This is a genomic window from Mesorhizobium sp. 131-3-5 (genome assembly GCF_016756575.1).
Taxonomy (GTDB): Bacteria; Pseudomonadota; Alphaproteobacteria; order Rhizobiales; family Rhizobiaceae; genus Mesorhizobium; species Mesorhizobium jarvisii.
Window position 1 is genome coordinate 624,799 of record NZ_AP023255.1, and the last position, 18,747, is coordinate 643,545.

8 protein-coding genes and 8 pseudogenes are annotated in these 18,747 nt (G+C 59.2%); 7 read left to right on the top strand and 9 right to left on the bottom strand.

Going from position 1 to position 18,747, the window contains the following annotated elements; translation table 11 throughout:
* Positions 1-451: 451 nt before the first annotated feature.
* The 3 genes and pseudogenes from JG747_RS35435 to JG747_RS35445 all read right to left on the bottom strand — a co-directional run.
* Positions 452-650: pseudogene (locus JG747_RS35435) on the bottom strand (type IV secretory system conjugative DNA transfer family protein); the annotation flags it as partial.
* Between the two features lie 925 nt (positions 651-1,575).
* Positions 1,576-1,845, bottom strand: a pseudogene (locus tag JG747_RS35440) (OB-fold nucleic acid binding domain-containing protein); the annotation flags it as partial.
* Between the two features lie 306 nt (positions 1,846-2,151).
* Complete coding sequence (locus JG747_RS35445) at positions 2,152-4,071, bottom strand: potassium transporter Kup (protein WP_199201374.1); 1,920 nt, start codon at positions 4,069-4,071, stop codon at positions 2,152-2,154.
* A 941-nt stretch (positions 4,072-5,012) separates the two neighbouring features.
* Between JG747_RS35445 and JG747_RS35450 the strand changes: the two are divergent.
* From JG747_RS35450 to JG747_RS35460, 3 genes and pseudogenes are all read left to right on the top strand, one after another.
* Positions 5,013-5,192, top strand: a pseudogene (locus JG747_RS35450) (IS110 family transposase); the annotation flags it as partial.
* A gap of 429 nt (positions 5,193-5,621) precedes the next feature.
* A complete protein-coding gene (locus JG747_RS35455) occupies positions 5,622-6,287 on the top strand; it encodes a DUF6088 family protein (RefSeq protein WP_199201376.1) in 666 nt (221 codons plus the stop codon).
* A pseudogene (locus JG747_RS35460) lies at positions 6,284-7,326 on the top strand (nucleotidyl transferase AbiEii/AbiGii toxin family protein). Before JG747_RS35455 ends, JG747_RS35460 begins: the two are co-directional and overlap by 4 nt.
* Here the strand turns inward: JG747_RS35460 and JG747_RS35465 are convergent.
* Positions 7,285-7,752: a GNAT family N-acetyltransferase gene (locus JG747_RS35465; RefSeq protein WP_199201377.1), complete on the bottom strand. Its 468-nt coding sequence runs from the start codon at positions 7,750-7,752 to the stop codon at positions 7,285-7,287. The pseudogene JG747_RS35460 and the gene JG747_RS35465 overlap by 42 nt on opposite strands.
* 421 nt (positions 7,753-8,173) lie before the next feature.
* Between JG747_RS35465 and JG747_RS35470 the strand changes: the two are divergent.
* A pseudogene (locus tag JG747_RS35470) lies at positions 8,174-8,743 on the top strand (type IV secretory system conjugative DNA transfer family protein); the annotation flags it as partial.
* A gap of 12 nt (positions 8,744-8,755) precedes the next feature.
* Positions 8,756-14,074, top strand: coding sequence for a Ulp1 family isopeptidase (locus JG747_RS37445; RefSeq protein ID WP_244748475.1), 5,319 nt, complete (start codon positions 8,756-8,758; stop codon positions 14,072-14,074).
* A gap of 2 nt (positions 14,075-14,076) precedes the next feature.
* On the opposite strand, the pseudogene JG747_RS37995 reads toward JG747_RS37445, so the two are convergent.
* Positions 14,077-14,230: pseudogene (locus tag JG747_RS37995) on the bottom strand (ISKra4 family transposase); the annotation flags it as partial.
* A gap of 136 nt (positions 14,231-14,366) precedes the next feature.
* Between JG747_RS37995 and JG747_RS35485 the strand changes: the two are divergent.
* Positions 14,367-14,765: a hypothetical protein gene (locus JG747_RS35485; RefSeq protein WP_244748476.1), complete on the top strand. Its 399-nt coding sequence runs from the start codon at positions 14,367-14,369 to the stop codon at positions 14,763-14,765.
* A gap of 18 nt (positions 14,766-14,783) precedes the next feature.
* Here JG747_RS35485 and JG747_RS35490 read toward each other — a convergent pair.
* The 4 genes and pseudogenes from JG747_RS35490 to JG747_RS35500 form a co-directional block, all read right to left on the bottom strand.
* Positions 14,784-15,152 (bottom strand): annotated as a pseudogene (locus JG747_RS35490) (DDE-type integrase/transposase/recombinase); the annotation flags it as partial.
* 213 nt (positions 15,153-15,365) lie between these two features.
* Complete coding sequence (locus JG747_RS35495) at positions 15,366-17,051, bottom strand: NAD(P)/FAD-dependent oxidoreductase (protein ID WP_199201379.1); 1,686 nt, start codon at positions 17,049-17,051, stop codon at positions 15,366-15,368.
* A 221-nt stretch (positions 17,052-17,272) separates the two neighbouring features.
* Entirely contained in the window at positions 17,273-17,386 is a 114-nt protein-coding gene (locus JG747_RS38000) for a hypothetical protein (protein ID WP_446720633.1), read from the bottom strand.
* 106 nt (positions 17,387-17,492) lie between these two features.
* A pseudogene (locus JG747_RS35500) lies at positions 17,493-17,963 on the bottom strand (IS630 family transposase); the annotation flags it as partial.
* 53 nt (positions 17,964-18,016) lie between these two features.
* Here JG747_RS35500 and JG747_RS35505 point away from each other — a divergent pair.
* Entirely contained in the window at positions 18,017-18,373 is a 357-nt protein-coding gene (locus JG747_RS35505) for an MFS transporter (RefSeq protein ID WP_274609726.1), read from the top strand.
* Positions 18,374-18,747 lie beyond the last annotated feature (374 nt).

Consider the following 18,747-nt stretch of genomic DNA (forward strand, 5'->3'; position numbering starts at 1 on the left):
GCCCCGCTGTCGCGAGTCTTATCGGGCTGGTGACATCGTCACCGACGACACACGCTCCCATATGATAGGCGGCCTGCTGGATCTGATGTGGCTCCAGAGGCGCATCTCCGCCCCGTCGCAACCTGTCGGCAGGCGTGCCTAGGGAGACCCTCAGCGCTGATATGCTGCTCTCAAAGCCCGACGCCGTGGATTCTCGCGGCGACTGTCGAGTCGATCCGGAGGATTTGGAGATGCAAATTCCCATAGCCGTTCACCTGTAGTGGAGTTTGTGATCGCCGAGGGACGGGATACGCGAGACGGGCGCTTAACCGTCAGTGTCATCTGGATGACTCATGCTAGGCGGGTTGGCTTACGACAAGCTGACGGGCACCGTAGACTTAACGCTGTGAAAACGGGCACCGTACGTTAACCGGGCATCGATCAAAATGTGGGATCTGGCGGCATGACCATTCGGAGTCTCGTCATCGGCAGTGGCCATGAACACTTGCAGGCCGGTATTGCCGAGAAAATTCTGCTTGCCAGCCTCGCCTTATCAGTGCCGAGAGGCTCTGGATGATGAGCCTGAAGCGACCCTTGTAGCCCGCGATGGTCGTAATTGCGGTCTCGATCGCCTCCAGCTTACCCAAGTGCTTGAATTCATAGAGCACAAAGAAGTGCAACGTCCTGAACTGCACGTCGCGGTTGCCTCTCGGCGGATTTGAAGCTCCCGAGATCGCTTGCTGTATCGCGCGGGTTAGCCGTTACTAACCGTTCTGCAACATGGTCAATGGCCCGTCTGGAAGGCCGAGGTGATTACGGCGTTCCTCGGCCCTCCTCCCGTCGCGGGATGAACTTCCAGCTGCACGTGTCCGTTTGCTATCGCGATCCATTGCTCAGCTTCCAAAGTCATTTCTGTACCCCATGAGGTTACCACCCAAGCATGATCTGCTAAACCAATATGGTGTTACACTTGTAGTCTCGCAGAGGCTTCTCCCAGCTCTCTGGGTCACGCCGAGAGCAAACCAGATCAAATTTTCCGGGCGGAGGGGTTTGCGGCGAGCGCGTTCGTGATTCACCATTTGCGGACGCTACCACCGACTGATTGGCTTGAAGGCCTGTCGCTTGCTCAGCTCCGCGGGCCGTTTGCTGCGCTGATCGGCATAGTGCGCGGTCTTCAAGGCCGGGTCGAGAGCCTTGAGATCGAGAACCAGGCGCTGCGCGCCGAGATCCAGACCCTCATGGATCGCCCTCCGGACAAGCCGACCAAGCCGACCAAGCCGACCAAGCCGTCGGAATGGGCAACGCAGCCGGCATCTGGCAAGGGGAAGCGACGCCGTCGCGGCGCAAAGCGCGACGGCGGTCGCGTGAGCCGCGAGGTGACGGTTGCGGTGAGCGCTCCTGCGGGCTCACGCTTCAAGGGATACGAGACGATCCTGGTGCGCGATCTGGTTCTGTCGGACGTGATGCGCTATCGCCGGGAGTGCTGGGAGACACCGAGCGGCGAGAGGCTCGTGGCGCCGCTGCCGGCGGGGATTGTTGGCGGCTGGGCGCGAACCTGCGCCGCTTCATCCTGGCCTGTCACATTCAGCGGCAGGTGTGGGCGACGAGATGCACCACCTCCCCTTCTCGCTGGATACGACCGCGTACGCCGAGCATGGCCGACGAGAGAAGCACGCGTCGGAATTTCTCGAAGATCTTGACCCAGACGACGATGTTTCCCGCGCCCGTCTCAACCTCCATGGTGAGGAACATGAAGCCTCTGGCCGAGCCCGGCCGCTGCCGGACCAGCACCAGGCCGGCGGCCTCGAGCCAGCTTCTGTCTCGCGCCTGCATGGCTTCCTGACAGGTCACGATGCGGCGCCGGTTAGGCGGCACGCCGATTTTGGTAACGCTTGCCTGTGAACTGAAAGATTGAAGGTCGGACTTGCGGCACATCGATTACGTTCAAATGAATAAGTTGCTGCCCGGCGAGGTCGTTTCAGTGCATCTCGACTGGTGGGTCGGCAAGACAATGGGGAACGGGAATGATCGCAGGCGTAAAGGGACGGCTTTGGGGCCGGAAGCTTCGGGCCTGGAACACGACCCCAGTTGGGCGCAAGCATCGTGGCCTCCGCCCGGTCAGGCATTCACCGGCTCGGAAAATGCCAATTGATTCTGCTCAACCGGACATGCCTAAACGGCCACCTGCGTCCCGATCTCGACCACACGTCCGGTCGGGATCTGGAAATACTCCGTCGCATCGGCTGCCGTGCGCGCCAGTCCGATGAACAGCTTGTCCTGCCACACCGGCATGCCGGAATTGGGCGACGCCTTGAGCGAGCGCCGCGACAGGAAGAAGGACGTGGTCATGATATCAAACTTCCAGCCCTGCTTGCGGCAGATCGCCAGCGCACGCGGAATGTTGGGCTGTTCCATATAGCCGAAGGTCAGCGTCACCCGCATGAACAGCTCGTTGACGATTTCCATCTTGACCCGCTCGCTGTCCGCGACCACCGGCTGCGGCGCCGTCACTACCGAAAGGATGACGTTCTGCTCGTGCAGCACCTTGTAGTGCTTCAGGCTGTGCATCAGCGCGGTCGGCGCGCTGAGCGGATCGCTGGTCAGGAACACCGCAGTGCCCGACACCAGATGCGGCTTCTTCTTCAGCAGATTGCCGGCAAGGAAATCCAGCGGGATCTCGTTCCGGCGCGTCTTTTCGAACAAATAGCGGGTGCCGCGGATCCAGGTCCACATGGTGAGCACAATAACTGCGGCAATGGCAAGCGAGGACCAGCCCCCTTCAAACACCTTGACTATGTTGGCCGCAAAGAAGCCGGTATCGACGAAGGCGAACAACGCCATCAAGGAGACCGCGACGCCGACCGGCCACTTCCAGATGCGCGTCATCACAATAAAAAGCAGTATGTTCGTCACCAGCATGTTGCCGGTTACCGAAATACCGTAGGCCGAGGCCAGTCTGCTCGATTCACCGAAGCCGACCACCAGCAGCATCACCACCAGCGCCAGCAGCAGGTTGACGCGCGGCAGGTAGATTTGGCCCGACTGTTTTTCCGACGTATGCAGGATCACGAAACGCGGCAGCATGTTGAGCTGCACCGCTTGTCTGGTCAGCGAGAAGGCGCCGGAGATCACCGCCTGGCTGGCGATCACAGTCGCCGCCGTCGCCAGCACCACCATCGGGATAAGCATCCAGCCTTCGTTCATCTCGAAGAAGGGATGACCGACGACACCGCCATTCGCCAGCACGAAGGCACCTTGCCCGACATAGTTGAGCAACAGGCAAGGAAACACGATTGCCAGCCAGGCAAGCACGATCGGCTTGCGCCCGAAATGGCCGAGGTCGGCATAGAGCGCCTCAGCGCCGGTGACGGCGAGAAAAACCGCACCAACCGTGACGAAGGCGACTTCGGGCGAGTTGACCAGGAACGACACGATGTAATGCGGGCTGATGGCCAGCAGGATTTCCGGGTCGTCCATGATGTGGTTGAGGCCAGAAAGGCCGATGGCCAGGAACCACAGCGCGGTAACGGGCCCGAACACCAATCCTACGCCGCCGGTGCCAAACCGCTGTACCGCAAACACGATCGCCAGGATGGCCAGTGTCAGCGGCACCACATAGGGCTGGAATGTCGGCGTGACGACATTCATACCTTCGACCGCCGACAGTACCGAGATTGCCGGCGTAATCACTGCGTCGCCGAAAAAAAGCGCCGCGCCGACGATGCCGATGCCGAGGATCACCGCCGAGCGGGTCGGGAAACTGTTGCGCGCCAGCGCGACAAGCGACAGCACTCCGCCCTCGCCTCGATTGTCGGCGCGGAGCACGAACATGATGTATTTGATCGTCACGGTGATCGTCAGCGACCAGATGATCAGCGACAGCACGCCGAGGATGTCGCCACGGTTGGCGACGTTGCCACCGGCTGATGCATGCAACGCTTCGCGGAATGCATAGATCGGGCTCGTGCCGATATCGCCGTAAACGACACCGAGTGCCCCCAGCATCAGAACCTTGGTGCTGTGCTGTTCAATCTCAGAATGGCTCGATTGTTCGACGGGTTCTGCCTCACTACCAGTATTGGCAAGGGCCATGGGCGACACTCCGGTAAGCGCGCGGTGCTCTACGCTTGCTGCACTGCAATATCAAGTGCCGCAACGTAATGTCTGCCGGCATCGCCTATCGTTGCTCGCCTTGGCAGACTCGCCAGCCCTCGGCCACAGTGCCCCCCGCGATGCGACCGATGGCGACCAGGGTGTCGGGGCGCATAAGGATGGCGGTTTCCTGATGCCGTTGCTCCAGTGTGATCGCACCGTTGCTGCGTAAGCTATTTACATGCTCGATCCCAGCGAGACGTGGCCAACTCGAACGCAGGGCCAAGCCGCTCACCGGCCGCACTTTGCGGCGCAGATAACGATTCGATCTCCGCGGCGAGATGCTGGTTGAAGAAGCCACCAAGCTTGTCGAAGGGCACACGGTCGTAATATCGACATGCCAGCACCCGAACCCAGACAAGCTCCTTCGGCTTCGCTGCTCGCGCCACGAACAACCCGATCTTCTCTGCGAAGGGGGCGCCGTAATCCTTCAGGTCGAAGCCAAACGGGAGCGTGACGTATACTACACAGGCGAAGGGCTAGGAGGCGGGTTCGGTGAGGAACGGCATGGTGTCCACGCCGTCTCCTGGAAAGACAGAGGAATGCGGATGGTTCTCGAAAAGGCCGGCGGCGGCCTCGATGGCGGAGAAGATTTCGAGCTCGCAGTTGTCGCTGTTAGTAACCGATATGATAATGACGGTGCCATCCGATCCCCGCTGGAGATGAGTGATTTTCGGCGTATGGTGCGACCATCGGCACAGGGGCACCCGGGAGCACGCCAAGTGCGGGCAGGCCGATGTATTCGATGAGCTGCCAGCTCGCGTTAGTAGCTGGCCGCCCCTGCGACCTGCCCTTGCGCCGAGAGCGCGGATCCGTAGGTGTCGCGTCGCCCGCCGGCTCCCGACTGTTTGAGGAGAGGGAGCCGATGAGACGTGATTGGAATGGACATCCACCGCACCTTTGCGGACGTGGTGGTTTGGGAAGATGGCCGGCTGCGCCATCACGGACGGGTCGACATGACCCGCTCGGGACTGGAAGGGTTCGGCCGCAGTTTGCGACGGACCAATGAGATTGTCGTTGAGGCTACGGCCAACGCCATGGCGGTGGTGTCGCTTGCCAGTTAATTATGAGAATGCGAGCCAATGATTCAGATAGTTGGGAGACAACTTAATTTGAGAATGTAACCCGCCTCCCGGGAGAATCCTGTCAATCGTCGCCACTCCGAACGGCAAACCGTGCGGATGCGCGCATTTCCACCTTCGAAGCGCGCGATGCGTTCTCGAAGCTCGGAAATGGCAGCAGGGGGCGCCGATACACTCATCTGACCCTTGAAACGCGGAAAGCCTGTGCTATGTTCTATATTTGTTCTCGTCTTGGCAAGAGTCAACCGAGATGATGTCGTGCCCCGCGGAAGGAGGCATTCGATGCTCGGGCCATATCCTTTCTATGCGAAAATTTTGGAGTTTTGGGCGCCACGGAGTGTCCGAAAATTGTAGCATATTTCGGACTTACAACTTGCCTTTGTCCGAAAATTGTAGCATATTTCGGACATGTCCATAGCTGAGCCCGATACCGATCTTCGCTCGCGCCTGCTTGCCCGCATTGAGTCCAAACCCGACGATGTCTGGACCCCCGGCGACTTCGCCGATCTCGGCGCGCGCGCCGCCGTGGACAAAACCCTGCAGCGCCTGGCAGCCGCCGGGGAGCTGCGCCGGATCGACCGAGGCCTCTATGATCGGCCGCGCACGAACAACCTGACTGGCCGCGCCACCGTGCCGGACTATCGCGCTGTGATCCGCGCCGTCACGCGCCGCGATCGGGCGCGCGCCGTCATCGATGGTATGACGGCCGCCAACGACCTCGGCCTGACGACCGCCGTCCCCGCCCGAATAGAAGTGCTGGTCGATGCGCGGCTGAAGCCAATCAAGCTCGGCACGCAGGAAATCCACTTCAAATACGCTGCCCCTAGCCGCCTCTATTGGGCGGATCGGCCGGGAATGCGGGTCGTCCAGGCCTTGCATTGGATGCAGGACATGCTGACCCAGAAGGGCGAACGGAAGCGTATCCAGGCGACGTTGCGCCGCCTGTTTGCCGACCCCAAGCACGGCGAGGCCATTCGCGAGGATTTGCGCGCCGGTCTCTCCGCCGTGCCGATCTGGATGCAGGAGTTCCTCCGCGAAATCCTGAGGGCGGACCCGCACGAGGCGAAGCCATGAGTACCAATGCTTACCGCCAGATCATCGCGGCATCCCCACGTGACCGGCTCGACCTGTTCCTCGCCACGGCCAATCGGATCGGAGCTCCGGTGGGCAATGTCGAAAAGGACTTCTGGGTCTGCTGGACCCTCAATTCGCTCTACCACGAACGCCCTGCGGGGGAGCCACGGCTCCTTTTCAAGGGCGGGACGTCGCTGTCAAAAGGCTATGGCCTCATCCAGCGTTTTCCGAGGACGTCGACGTTGCCGTTTTCCGCGACGATCTCGACGAGGCTGCCTCCGTCGAAGAGCTTGAGGGACTGTCGAACAAGAAGCGCCGCGCCGAGCTCGACGCCATTCGGGACGCCTGCCGTGCGTATATCGCAGGCCCGCTACGAGACTTCCTCACCGCTCAACTTGCCGACACTACGAACGGCGCCGGACGGGTGGAGTTCGACAAAGCCGATGCCGATGGTCAGACCCTGCTGCTCTGGTATCCCGAGGTCGAGCCGCGTGATGGCGCCTATGTGCGACCGGCCATACGCCTCGAGTCCGGGGCGAAATCGGCGCTCGCTCCCAATCGCCCCATCGCGATCACGCCCTATATCGCGGGGGAAGCGGCAGGCATTGATCTCACCGTCGCCAATGTGACCACGATCGAGGCGACCCGCACCTTTTGGGACAAGGTGGTGATCGCCCATGGATTGCGCCGCTGGTACGAGCGGCGCGGCGAACTGCGACAGGAAGGCCAGCGGGTGTCTCGGCACTTTTATGACCTGCACTGTCTTCTCGGATCCGAGACCGGAAAGGCCGCGCTCGGCGATCTCGATCTTGGCGCCGATTGCGTGCGGCACGCACGAATGTTTTTCGACCGTCCCGACTATGACCTCGCCTCAGCAGTTCCGGGCAGCTTCGCGATCGCGCCCGCTCCAAAGATGGTGGACGCGCTCACGCGCGATTATGCCAATACGGCGGCCATGATCTTCGGCACTCCGCCGAGTTTCGATGACATTCTGGAATCAGCACGACAGATTGAGCAGGACATCAACACCCATTCCTAGTCGCCTGGCCACGTCGCCGTGCGAGCGTAGACTTTTACCACGTATATAGAGATTCACCCTGTCCTTCTGCTCGCTAGACGGCCACGATTTACCAACCTGATAAAAGCCATGCCTCTCATGAAGAAGGCGGGCGCCGATATTCTTGGATTGAATGGTCGCGAAAAGGCCGTGACCGTCGGCAGCAGCTAAGATCGCCGAAGTGAGAAGGTCGCCAAGGCGGATCCGGCGGTGCGCTTCGACAACATATAGCCAACCAACCTCGCCGAGATATTCGTCGTCGGCAAGTTCGACTCCCGAGTCCTTTTCGATGGTTCGTTGATGGACTCGATTGTTCTTCACCGCGTTAGTTCCCACCGGTTCGCCGTCGACAGTAAGGAATGCGAGATAGTGCGCACTCGCGACTCGCGACGCGCTCCGGGAGGCCATCAGACGGGGATGTCACGTTGTCTGCATATACACGCGTTGAGACCTGCAGCCGCTGATGTCAGCTGACCATGGCCACGGCTCTCGGCGTGACCCAGAGCGCTGGGAGAAGCCTCTGCGAGACTACAAGTGTAACACCATATTGGTTTAGCAGATCAAGCTTGGGTGGTAGCCTCATGGGCTAGAGAAAGGCCTTGGAGGCTGAGCAATGGATCGCGATAGCAAACGGACACGTGCAGCTGGAAGTTCATCCCGCGACGGGAGGAGGGCCGAGGAGCGCCGCAACTTGACCTTCCAGACGGGCCACTGACCAATGTTGCGGAACGGTTAGTAACCTCTAACCCGCGCGATACAGCACGCGATCTTGGGAGCTTCAAACCCGCCGAGAGGCAAGCGCGACGTGCAGTTCAGGACGTTGCACTTCTTTCTGCTCGATGAATTCAAGCACTTGGGTAAGCTGGAGGCGATCGAGACCGCAATTACGACTATCGCGGGCTACAAGGGGCGTTTCATGCTCATCATCCAAAGCCTTTCGGCACTAACGGGGGCTTATGGAGAGGCTGGTAAGCAGAATTTTCTCAGCAATACCGGACTGCAAGTGTTCATGGCCACGGCCGATGACGAGACTCCGAACTACATTTCCAAAGCCATCGGTGAATACACGTTTGAAGCCAAATCGATTTCCTACAGCCAGTCGCGAGCGTTCGACCGGAACATTCAGAATTCGTTTCAAGGTGCGCCGCTGCTGCGTCCCGAACAGGTTCGGCTGCTCAATGACGAGTACGAGATTGTTCTCATCAAAGGTCTGCCGCCATTGCAACTGAGGAAGGTGCGATATTTTTCGGACCGCATTCTGAAACGCATCTTTGAAAGCCAGACAGGCGCCCTCCCGGAGCCGGCGCCCTTGACGGAAGCAGAGGAGGGATTCTCCGCAGAATCTCGACTCGATGAGCCGCTGCGCGGATTGGCGCAAGACTTTGACGATACAGTTTGATGCGAGGCTAATGTGGACCAGCGAAAAAATCCATCCCGTGTAACAGCTTTGCCGCAGGTGGTGCAGGACGCCGGCTTGGAAGAGGATCAAGCGGTCCAGGCCAGGCAAGTGGGCGTTGAGCAGCACCTTGCCGAGGCCCGGAGGCTGTTCGATCAAGCTGACGAGTCGCCAACCAATCCAGAGGAGCTTCAGCGACTGGACCAGGGGTTCCGCGAAGTGCTTCAGCAATGGCAGGATGAGCAAGCCGCCTCGTCTTCTTTCAGCGCTGAGGTTCCCGAGGCGCTCCGGCCGCTGTTCGATGATCGAGCTCACCAGCCGCCAACCAATGCAGAGGAGCTTCTGCGACTGGAACAGGGGTTCCGCGAAGTGCTTCAGCAGCGGCAGGATGATCAAGCCGCCTCGTCTTCGCTCAGCAACCCAGGGATGCGTGCTGGACCGGAGGACCCCAATAGAAGCGTGTCGGACTCTTTCGCAACATCTGGGCACGCCGGAGTTCAGGCCCCCGCTCCGCCAGTCTTGGCTGCCAGCCAACAGCAGATCCGGCCCTCGCCGGATGCGCTTGACCAGGGCAACCACCTGCCACCCCAGGGGGGCATCATCAACAATGAACATTCCACACCGCTGTTGCGGCCAGCGAAGAGGCAGAGGGCCGTGGATAGGCCGCAAGCCGTCGCCATTCAGCAGCAGCCGAGCGAAATCGGCAATTCAGACGGCCGCATGCCGATGCAGCCCCCCATGCAGCAATTGGGTGAATTGCCATTGCAAGGGGTACCGGTTCAAGGGACAGGGTCCGAACACATCGGAAGGCTGCATGCGGGAGCCGCGCCCTCAGCAAGGTCCGAGGCGCCCCCGGCTGCGATCGAGGACTCCATAAACGTTTCGTTCGCCGTCCCCCAAGGGTTCTCCCATGGGACCCAACGCGTCCCAGACGCGATGCTCTCTTCCTTGGACCGCCCTGGCCCCTTGCCGGATGCTGGCCAAGCGCGGCAAGCGGGCTTTGAGCAGCACGTGGCCGAGCCGCGCCGAGCCGATCCTGTCGCGAGTGGCGCCCGTGCTACCCGCTATCCCCATCTGTCCGACGAACACCGGGACGTTATTGATAAGGCGATCGCCCACGCTGCGGTTCAGAAAAAATATAGCGAGAGCACGGTCCGAAATTACACGTCTGCACTTCGCCGATTGGCGAATGATCTCGGCGCTCTTGGCCAAGGGACCGATCTAAAAAATCACCAATCCCTGGTCGATCACGTCGATGCTTTCTTGCCGAAAGACGGTGATATAAAGACGGCGTTGAACGTCCTGCGTGCGTATCATGAGCCGCCAGCGCCGGTGCCCTCAAAGGCAGACGCGCATATCATAGAACAAGTGACCAGTGACAGCAGCTTGGCCTCAAGCAGCCGTGCCGAGTATGTTCGTACTCTTCGCAGATTTTCTGAGGCGCTTGAGAGTCAGAGCCTGACGATCTCTGGGCTGGATCATGATTCGCGGATCGACTTCGCCAAGAGGTTGTTTCCAGACAGCCGCAATCTCATCTTTGCGTTGCAACGGGTTCGCGATGCGGAGTCCGCCTCACCTGGCGCCCGTGCTACCGCCTATCCCCATCTGTCCGACGAACACCGGGACGTTATTGATAAGGCGATCGCCCACGCTGCGGCTCAGCAAAAATATAGCGAGAGCACGCTCCGAAGATACTCGCATTCACTTCGCCAGTTGGCGAATGATCTCGGCGCTCGTGGCCAAGCGTCTGATCTAAAAAATCACCAATCCCTGGTCGATCACGTCGATGCTTTCTTTCCGAAATATAATCATATAAAGACGGCGTTGAACGTCCTCCGTGCGTTTCATGAGCCGGGCTATTCAGCGACTGGCCGGCGGCCGGACGCGCATATCTTAGAACAAGTGACCAGTGACAGCAGGTTGGCCTCGAGCAGCCGTGTTGTCTATGCTCGTAGTCTTCGCAGATTTTCTAAGGCGCTTGAGAGTCGGGGCCAGACGATCTCTGGGCTGGATCACGATTCGCGGATCAAATTCGCCGAGACGTTGTTTCCAGGCAACCGCAATCTCCTCTCCGCGCTGCAACGGGTTCGCGATGCGGAGCCCGTGTCAGACAGAAGCGTGGCCGACGCGTTCGCAGCGACCGGCTCTGGGCACGCCGGAGTTGAGGCCGCCGCCCCGCCAGTGTTAGCTGCCAGCCAACAGCAGATCCGGCCCTCGCCGGATGCGCTTGACCAGGGCAACCACCTGCCGCCCGAGCGGCTGATCATCAACAATGAACATGACACAGCGCTGTTGTGGCCAGCGGAGAGGCAGAGGGTCCTGAATACGCCGCAAGCCGCCGCCATTCAGCAGCCGCTGAGCGAAATCGGCAATTCAGGCGGCCGCGTGCCGATGCAGCCCCCCACGCAGCAGTTGGGTGAATTGCCATTGGAAGGGGTACCGGTTCAAGGGACAGGGTCCGAACACATCGGAAGGCTGCATGCGGAGGCCGCGCCCTCCGCAAGGTCTGAGAAGCCCCCCGCTGCGATCGAGGACTCCATAAACGTCTCATTCGCCGTCCCCAAAGGCTTCTCCCATGGGAGTCAACGCGTCCCAGACGCGATGCTCTCTTCCTTGGACCGCCATGACCCCTTGCCGGATGCGGGCCAGGCCCGGCAAGTGGGCTTTGAGCAGCACGTGGCCGAGCCGCGCCGAGCCGATCCTGTCGCGAGTGGCGCCCGTGCTACCCGCTATCCCCATCTGTCCGACGAACACCAGGACGTTATTGATAAGGCGATCGCCCACGCTAAGGCTCAGCAACACCATAGCGCGGCGACGCTCCGAATGTACAAGTATGCACTTCGCCGATTGGCGAATGATCTCGGCGCTCGCGGCCAAGCGACTGATATAAAAAATCACCAATCCCTGGTCGATCACGTCGATGCTTTCTTTCCGAAAAACGATTATTTGAAGAAGGCTTTGAACGTCCTGCGTGCGTATCATGAGCCGGACTATTCAGCGACTGCCCGGCCGGCAGTGCCGTCAAAGGCAGACGCGCGTATCCTGGAAAAATTAAGCAGTGACAGCGGGTTGGCCTTAAGCACCCGTGTCGTCTATGGTCGTCTTCTTCGCAGATTTTCTGAGGAGCTTGAGAGTCGGGGCCAGACGATCTCTGGGCTGGATCACAATTCGCGGACCGAACTCGCCGAGGTGTTGTTTCCAGGCAACAAGAAACTCCGCTTGGCGCTGCAGCGGGTTCACAATGCGGAGGTTCCCGAGGCCTTGCGGCCGCTGTTCGATAATCGAGCTCACAAGCCGCCAACCAATCCAGAGGAGCTTCTGCGACTGGAACAGGGGTTCCGCGAAGTGCTTGAGCAGCGGCAGGATGATCAAGCCACCTCGCCTTCTTTCAGCGCGGAGGTTCCCGAGGCGCTCCGGCCGCTGTTCGATGATCGAGCTCACCAGCCGCCAACCAATGCAGAGGAGCTTCTGCGACTGGAACAGGGGTTCCGCGAAGTGCTTCAGCAGCGGCAGGATGATCAAGCCGCCTCGTCTTCGCTCAGCAATCCAGGGATGCGTGCTGGACCGGAGGATCCCAACAGAAGCGTGTCGGACGCTTTCGCAACATCTGGGCACGCCGGAGTTCAGGCCGCCGCCCCGCCAGTGTTAGCTGCCAGCCAACAGCAGATCCGGCCCTGGCCGGATGCGCTCGACCAGGGCAACCTCCTGCCACCCGAGCGGTTCATCATCAACAATGAACATTCGACGGCGCCGTTGCGGCCGGCGGAGAGGCAGGGGACTAATAATCCGCAAAGCATCGCCATTCAGCAGCCGCCGAGCGAAGGCGGCCGCGTGCCGATGCAGCCCCCCATGCAGCAGTTGGGTGGATTGCCATTGGCAGGGGTACCCGTTCAAGGCCCAGGGTCCGAACACATTGGAAGCCTGCATGCGGAGGCCGCGCCCTTTGCAAGGTCTGAGGCACCCCCCGCTGCCATCGAGAACTCCATAAACGTCTCATTCGCCGTGCCCAAAGGCTTCTCCCATGGGACTCAACTCGTCCCAGAGGCGATGCTCTCTTCCTTGTACCATTATGGCCTCTTGCCGGACGCGGACAAGCCGGAATGGAACTACGAGATTAAAGGCCACGGCTACACCGCCCGAAGGCCAGAGGAGGGCAACGACGTTTGGCTCCTCCATCGCGGAGCGATAAGGGAAGCTGGAGCGGCAGCAGTACCGGCAAGGGCTCCGGGACCCGCCTTGCCAGCGACCGCCAGGCTCTCAGACACCCATCTCGGGGTTCCGTTGGTCGATCTGACCACCTCCTCCGATGCACACATCGAAGCCCTTCCGTCAGGCTCGTCCAATCTCCCCCGGGGGGCGGTGCTCGGGGCCACCGAACTGCTGGGCGACGAACATATCCAGAGGGATTACGAATTCCTCGAGCAGCTGCTGCAGCAGGCCGATCCAGCGCTCGCCGCCCGGACGCGGCTGGTCGATCCGTCGGTCTCCCATCTGCTGCGCCACATGGAGCAGCAAGACGCGCGAGGCACATTGCAGTCGATTTATAATCGAAACGCCGGCCCATCCGACTTCCTGTTCGTGCCAGTGAACGATGGGGTGGGTATTGACCGCGGCACCCATTGGTCGCTGCTCCTCGTAGATCGCCGCGATCCGGAAAGAGCGGTCGCCTATCACTACGACTCCATCCAGCAAAATGAACAGCGATACAACGACGCGCCTGCACGAAAGCTCGCTACAAGACTGGACGCGACCCTGGTAACACCCGACATGGCGCAGCAGAAAAACGCTGTTGACTGCGGCGTCTTCGTGGTGGACGGCACGCGCGAGCTGGTTCGTCGATTGGCGAACGAAGAGCGGCCAGACCAGCAGCTGCCGCTGCACCTCAACTACCTCGTCGCCGATCGGCAGGCGCTGCAAAACCGACTGAGAGAGGGGCGCTTGCCGCACGAGCTTGCCGCAAGCCCTGCCGAAGCTTTGGCAGCAGCCGGGTCGCAGGTGCAACACGCCGCCTTGCAAGAGCAGCAAGCCAGACAGGTCGCGCCAGCGCCGTTGGAACGGCACTTGGGCCAGACGCGCGAGGCCGAGGACAAGCTGACGAGTACACTGCACAGGAGCAACCGCGTGAACAGCGAGGGCGTCATCATCAACACTGAACGTTACACAGCGCCGTTGAGACCAGCGAAAAGGCAAAGGACTGACAATTCGCAAAGCCTCGCCATCGGGCGGCAGCCGAGCGAGGCAAACACAACGTCCATCGGCCAAGCCTCCGATCAAGCCCGAGCGGACCTCATGGCTTCCTTCAGAAGCAGAGAGCGCTCCGACGCTGGGCGTTGAGCTCGACGGCTAAGCAGAACAGCTCTTTTGGCGACGGAGAGGCTGATGCGATCTCCGGACCGGTAGCTCTCGCCGAAATTGATCAGACTGGCACTGTTGGAAGGCGATGTAGGCCTGGAACTCGCCGATGGCGGTCAGGAATTTGCGCATGTTCGGCTAGCTTAAACAGGGTCAGGGCCCAACACAAATCGCCCGCGATCTCGGCGTCTCACGCGGTACTGTCTATCAGGTGAGGAAGGGCAGGCTCATAACCCGTCTGACGCCAGCGACATGCGAAGAGATCCAGACCCGCATGCTCGAGGTCTGCCAGAAGATCGCTGAGGACCACGGCTTGGTCATCGAGGGTGCAGGATGGCGCGGCACGGATACCGGCTTCTCCTTCGAGCCCGTGTTCCGCGTCAGCATTCCCGCTCCCGACGGCACCGCATTCAATCTCGAAAAAGACAGGTTCGAGTTCTTGGCAGAGCACTTCGGATTGGCCCCTTCGGACTTCGGACGCGAGTTCCGCACCGGAAGCGAACGGTTCCGGATCACCGGCATCGATCCAAAGCGGCCACGCTACCCGATCTCAGCTGAGCGAATTCCCGACCGTAGAGGCTTCAAATTTGCCGCCGAAAACGTCGCCATGCTCCTCCAAGCCAAGGAGAACAAGCCGGGGGGATGTCACGTTGTCTGCATATACACGCGTTGAGACCTGCAGCCGCTGATGTCAGCTGACCATGGCCACGGCTTTCCATTCCGCCATGGCCTGCAGGCGGTGAATATGTGTAGCGAGAGCGGAGCGTTTTGAGCGGGGCGGGTCGAAGAGATTGCGCAGAGCCGAGAAGATCGAAACGAAGCGTTGCAGTCCTGGTGATCGGAAGCCTTGCATAATCCGCTCCCGTTTTCGCAGTGGCACATGCGAATTCTCGGCACGGTTGTTCAATCCCTTATGTGACCGATGCTCGACATCCGGCATCACCTGTCGCCTGGCTGCTCCATAGGAGCGCAGCTTGTCGGTGATCATGCGCTTCGGCGCGACGCCTTGCTTCTTCAGCAGCCGCGTCAGCAAGCGCTTGGCCGCTTTGGTGTTGCGGCGGTTCCAGAACCGATGCTACTGCATCCCGCGCCTGTCAGCGCAGGAAATCCCATCCTAACCGGTCGACCATGGATTTTTGCGCCCTAAAGTGCCGATTCCCTGATATCCAACGCCGAAGTTTTCCCGGCCAGTATTTGATTGCAAATCTCCTCGAGTGTGGACGTTGCAAACGTTTAAGAAGCCATTTCTAAAGAACGCTAAATTTACCGGTTCTCAATATCGATAAGCGGAATTCATCGAATCAATAGGGTTACCGCTCAAGAGCTGGCCGCCACTGCTGCGGATAACAGCACATGCGGCATTCAAGCCCGTTTGTACCGCGCCCTCGACCCACCCGCCGGTAAAGGAGCATCCACATCCTGCGAGATACAAGCCCGTGTCTTCTTCCGGTCTTTTTGCGGTAGCGAATTGGAAAAATAACCGTTCTGAATAGATGTCTTCACCAGGATAATTGAGCTTGAAGGCACCTACTGAATATGGATCCATCAGCCAATCGTGCTGCAGGACATGACGTTCATAGTCACCGTTAGCCGGGACTAGATGACGGGCGAAATCAGGGGAAATGTTGGCCAGATCATCGACCAGACGCTGGCACCGTTCCTTTTTGTCCAGAATGGAAAGCATTTTGTTAGCATCATCTTCCCATGTATAACTTAACAGCACCACGCCCTTACCATCCGGATCATCTGGCTGATAGTCTAGGCAGTAGACCCCTCTGGCAAGGCCATCTGACAAGATGGTTGTCGGCGAGCCCTTTTTTAACCAGAACTTGTTTTCCGTCAGCATAAACAGCTTGGAAGAGCCGGTAAGGTGAGTTTCTCTGACCGCTCGCAAAACTTCGTTAGTAAGAAAGGTTCCATCCGCCGTGAGACGATGGGCCAGCTCCATAGCTCGATTGCTGGTAGTGACGATGACGCGGTCAAAAGGCACGACCTGCCCTCCTGCGCATGTCACGAGAATCTGACCGCCCTGTTTGTAAATACGGCTTACATGACCGTAGCGGACACGCTGCCGCAAACTCACACCGTTAAGCTCCTGTTCAGCCAACCGTTTCACCAACAGGGAGATCCCTCCCATAATCAGGCGCTGATCGTCCTCGTACCCGTTAATTACAAGACGCAGTATCTCAGTAAACGCGGCTTGGTACACAGGTAAAAAGCCTCCAGATCCAATCCCCAGCGATCCGAAAAGCTCAAAATCTTCCGGCCTTTTCCAAGGTACGCGCCCTGGTGGCTGCGGTCCGGTAAAGATGGTGACGAGGGCCGAATAGAAGGAGATGTCGCGAAACGAATCTAGCCAGGCCTGCCATGCGTCACGAGCTTGGTCAAAGCGATGCGACCGAAGCAAAGTTGTGATCTTCGCCGGTGCGGGCAGTTGAATCCCTTCGTGCACGTAACCGTCGCCCATCAATGCCTGCCATCCTTGATGAACGCGCCTAAACAGTGGCGGCGGAGACTCGCCGGCCTGCCATAAATGACGCGCACCTCGATAGTGCACCTCGGTATCCACGATGCCCGGATCAGGGAAGGAAGCTGCGGTATCTATCCTCAATTTGTCCAGATAATGGAACAGGCAGGTCGCGCTGGCAGGAAAGCGCATAGCGCCCATCTCGGCAATGAGATGCGGTTCGCGCGGGTCGAAGATTTGTGACCAAGCCCGCCCACCCATACGATCCCGCGCCTCAAATAGCACGATGTCCGTTATTCCGGCGCGCAAAAGTTCAGTCGCCGCCACCAAGCCACTGATGCCGGCGCCCACAATGCCAACCCGCGGGCGCCGGCTGTTTTGAGCAAAGCTCCCAATACCACCTTCAGACTCGCTCAATCGCAAGAACGGTCCATAATCATACAGAAGATCGATACTCGGCAATGAATTCCTTGCGATGGTATCGTTCAGCATATCGCTCTCCGGTGATAGCTATATTTCTTGAGATCTAGTGTGGCTGCCGTCAGAGTGCCTCCCCCCGTTAAATTGGAACGCCATAGCCACAGCATAACAATTGATACTCACCGGAGGCGCAGCTAACGGTGTGTATTACTAGAGAGCTTGCCAGATTCTGTACTTCGCGACAATGATCACTGCAAACGCGTCTCGTTAATCGAAGACGATTGACGCGATATTTATTTGGATAAGAATGGATTTCCCAGCCGAAATCCATAGAGTTCCTCTCCTATAGGGACTTCGCACTCCTGCCACCGAGCATGTTCCAAATACTCGTGCGCGATATCCTCTATTAGTGCTTACTAACGGTCCATATTGTCTATTTCTTTATATCACTCAATTCCCACTAATTGAATTAATATTACGTTTCATATGTAATATAATACGCCTCCTCACTGATCAGAACCCATTTGTCCATTCTCTTCGGCCGATGGACATGATGCGCCAAGGCTGGTTTTTCGAGCTTGCGCCAAGCATCGCAGCAATGGGCGACGATATCGTCATAGGATTTGACGATGCGGTTCGACAGCCAGTTTTCGCGCATGACGAGCCAGAGGTTTTCGGCCGGGCTGAGCTCCGGTGATTTCGGCGGCAGTGGCAGGATGGTGATATTCGTGGGCACGACGAGGTTGTTGGACATGTGCCACCCGGCCTGATCCATGATGAGGATGGCATGCGCGTCATCGGCCACATGGCGGGATTTTTCGGCCAGATGCTGGGTCATGGCGTATGTGTCACACCAGGGCATGACCAGCGCTGCCACCTTGCCGAGCTTGGGGCAGATCGCGCCGAAGATGTAGGCTGATCGGCTTCGCTGGTCGTGCGGTGCCGAAGGTTGCGACGCTTTGCCCAGCGGCGGGTGCTGACGGTTGCGGTGTTCATGACATCGGGTCTATGCCGCAAATCCCTGAACGCGAGTTAAGTTGATAACGCCCTGGACCGTCGTCCTTGCATCAAGCGCCGGCACGGTCATCGAATGGTACACTTCTATCTTTACGGAAGTCTGGCGATTTTCTTCTCAACGCTCTTCTACCCTGCCAATGAACCGACGGCAGCTGTTCAGCGTCGCAACATTTGCCACAGGCTTCCTCGTGCGCCCATTGGGAGCCCTGCTGTTCGGCAGCATCGGCGACCGCGTCGGACGCAAGAGCACGCTCTTGATGACGCTCATTCTGATGGGCATTGCGACCGCGCTCGTCGGCGTCTTGCCAACCTTTGAGACCGCAGGATATTTCGCGCCGATCGCTCTTGTGCTGGGCGCCACGTGTCTTGCGTCTTGACGCTTGCCACCTGGACAGGGCTTCCGGCGTCACCCTCAGGGTCGACAAGTGAATGACCTGACGGCAGGAGAACAGCGGCGCTCTTGCCAAAACACCTGGCTGCAGCAGGCTGCAACAGCGCCAAGATCGTGCGTGAACGCGATGTCGATGTGCCGTCCAGAATTATCTGTCTCTGTCCGGAATTATGCCGGGCTTCGGAGGTCGAGTGCGGTATTGTGCGCACCCATCGCAAACCGTGGATCTACGCAGCGAGCGGCACTCACTCGATAAGGGTTACCAAACCTGTTCCTGTGGGTTACCAATCCGCGTGTTGGGTGGCGTTAGGTTTCAGGGCCGCACGGAGGCAGTTCCAATCTTAGGGCCGCTTAATAACT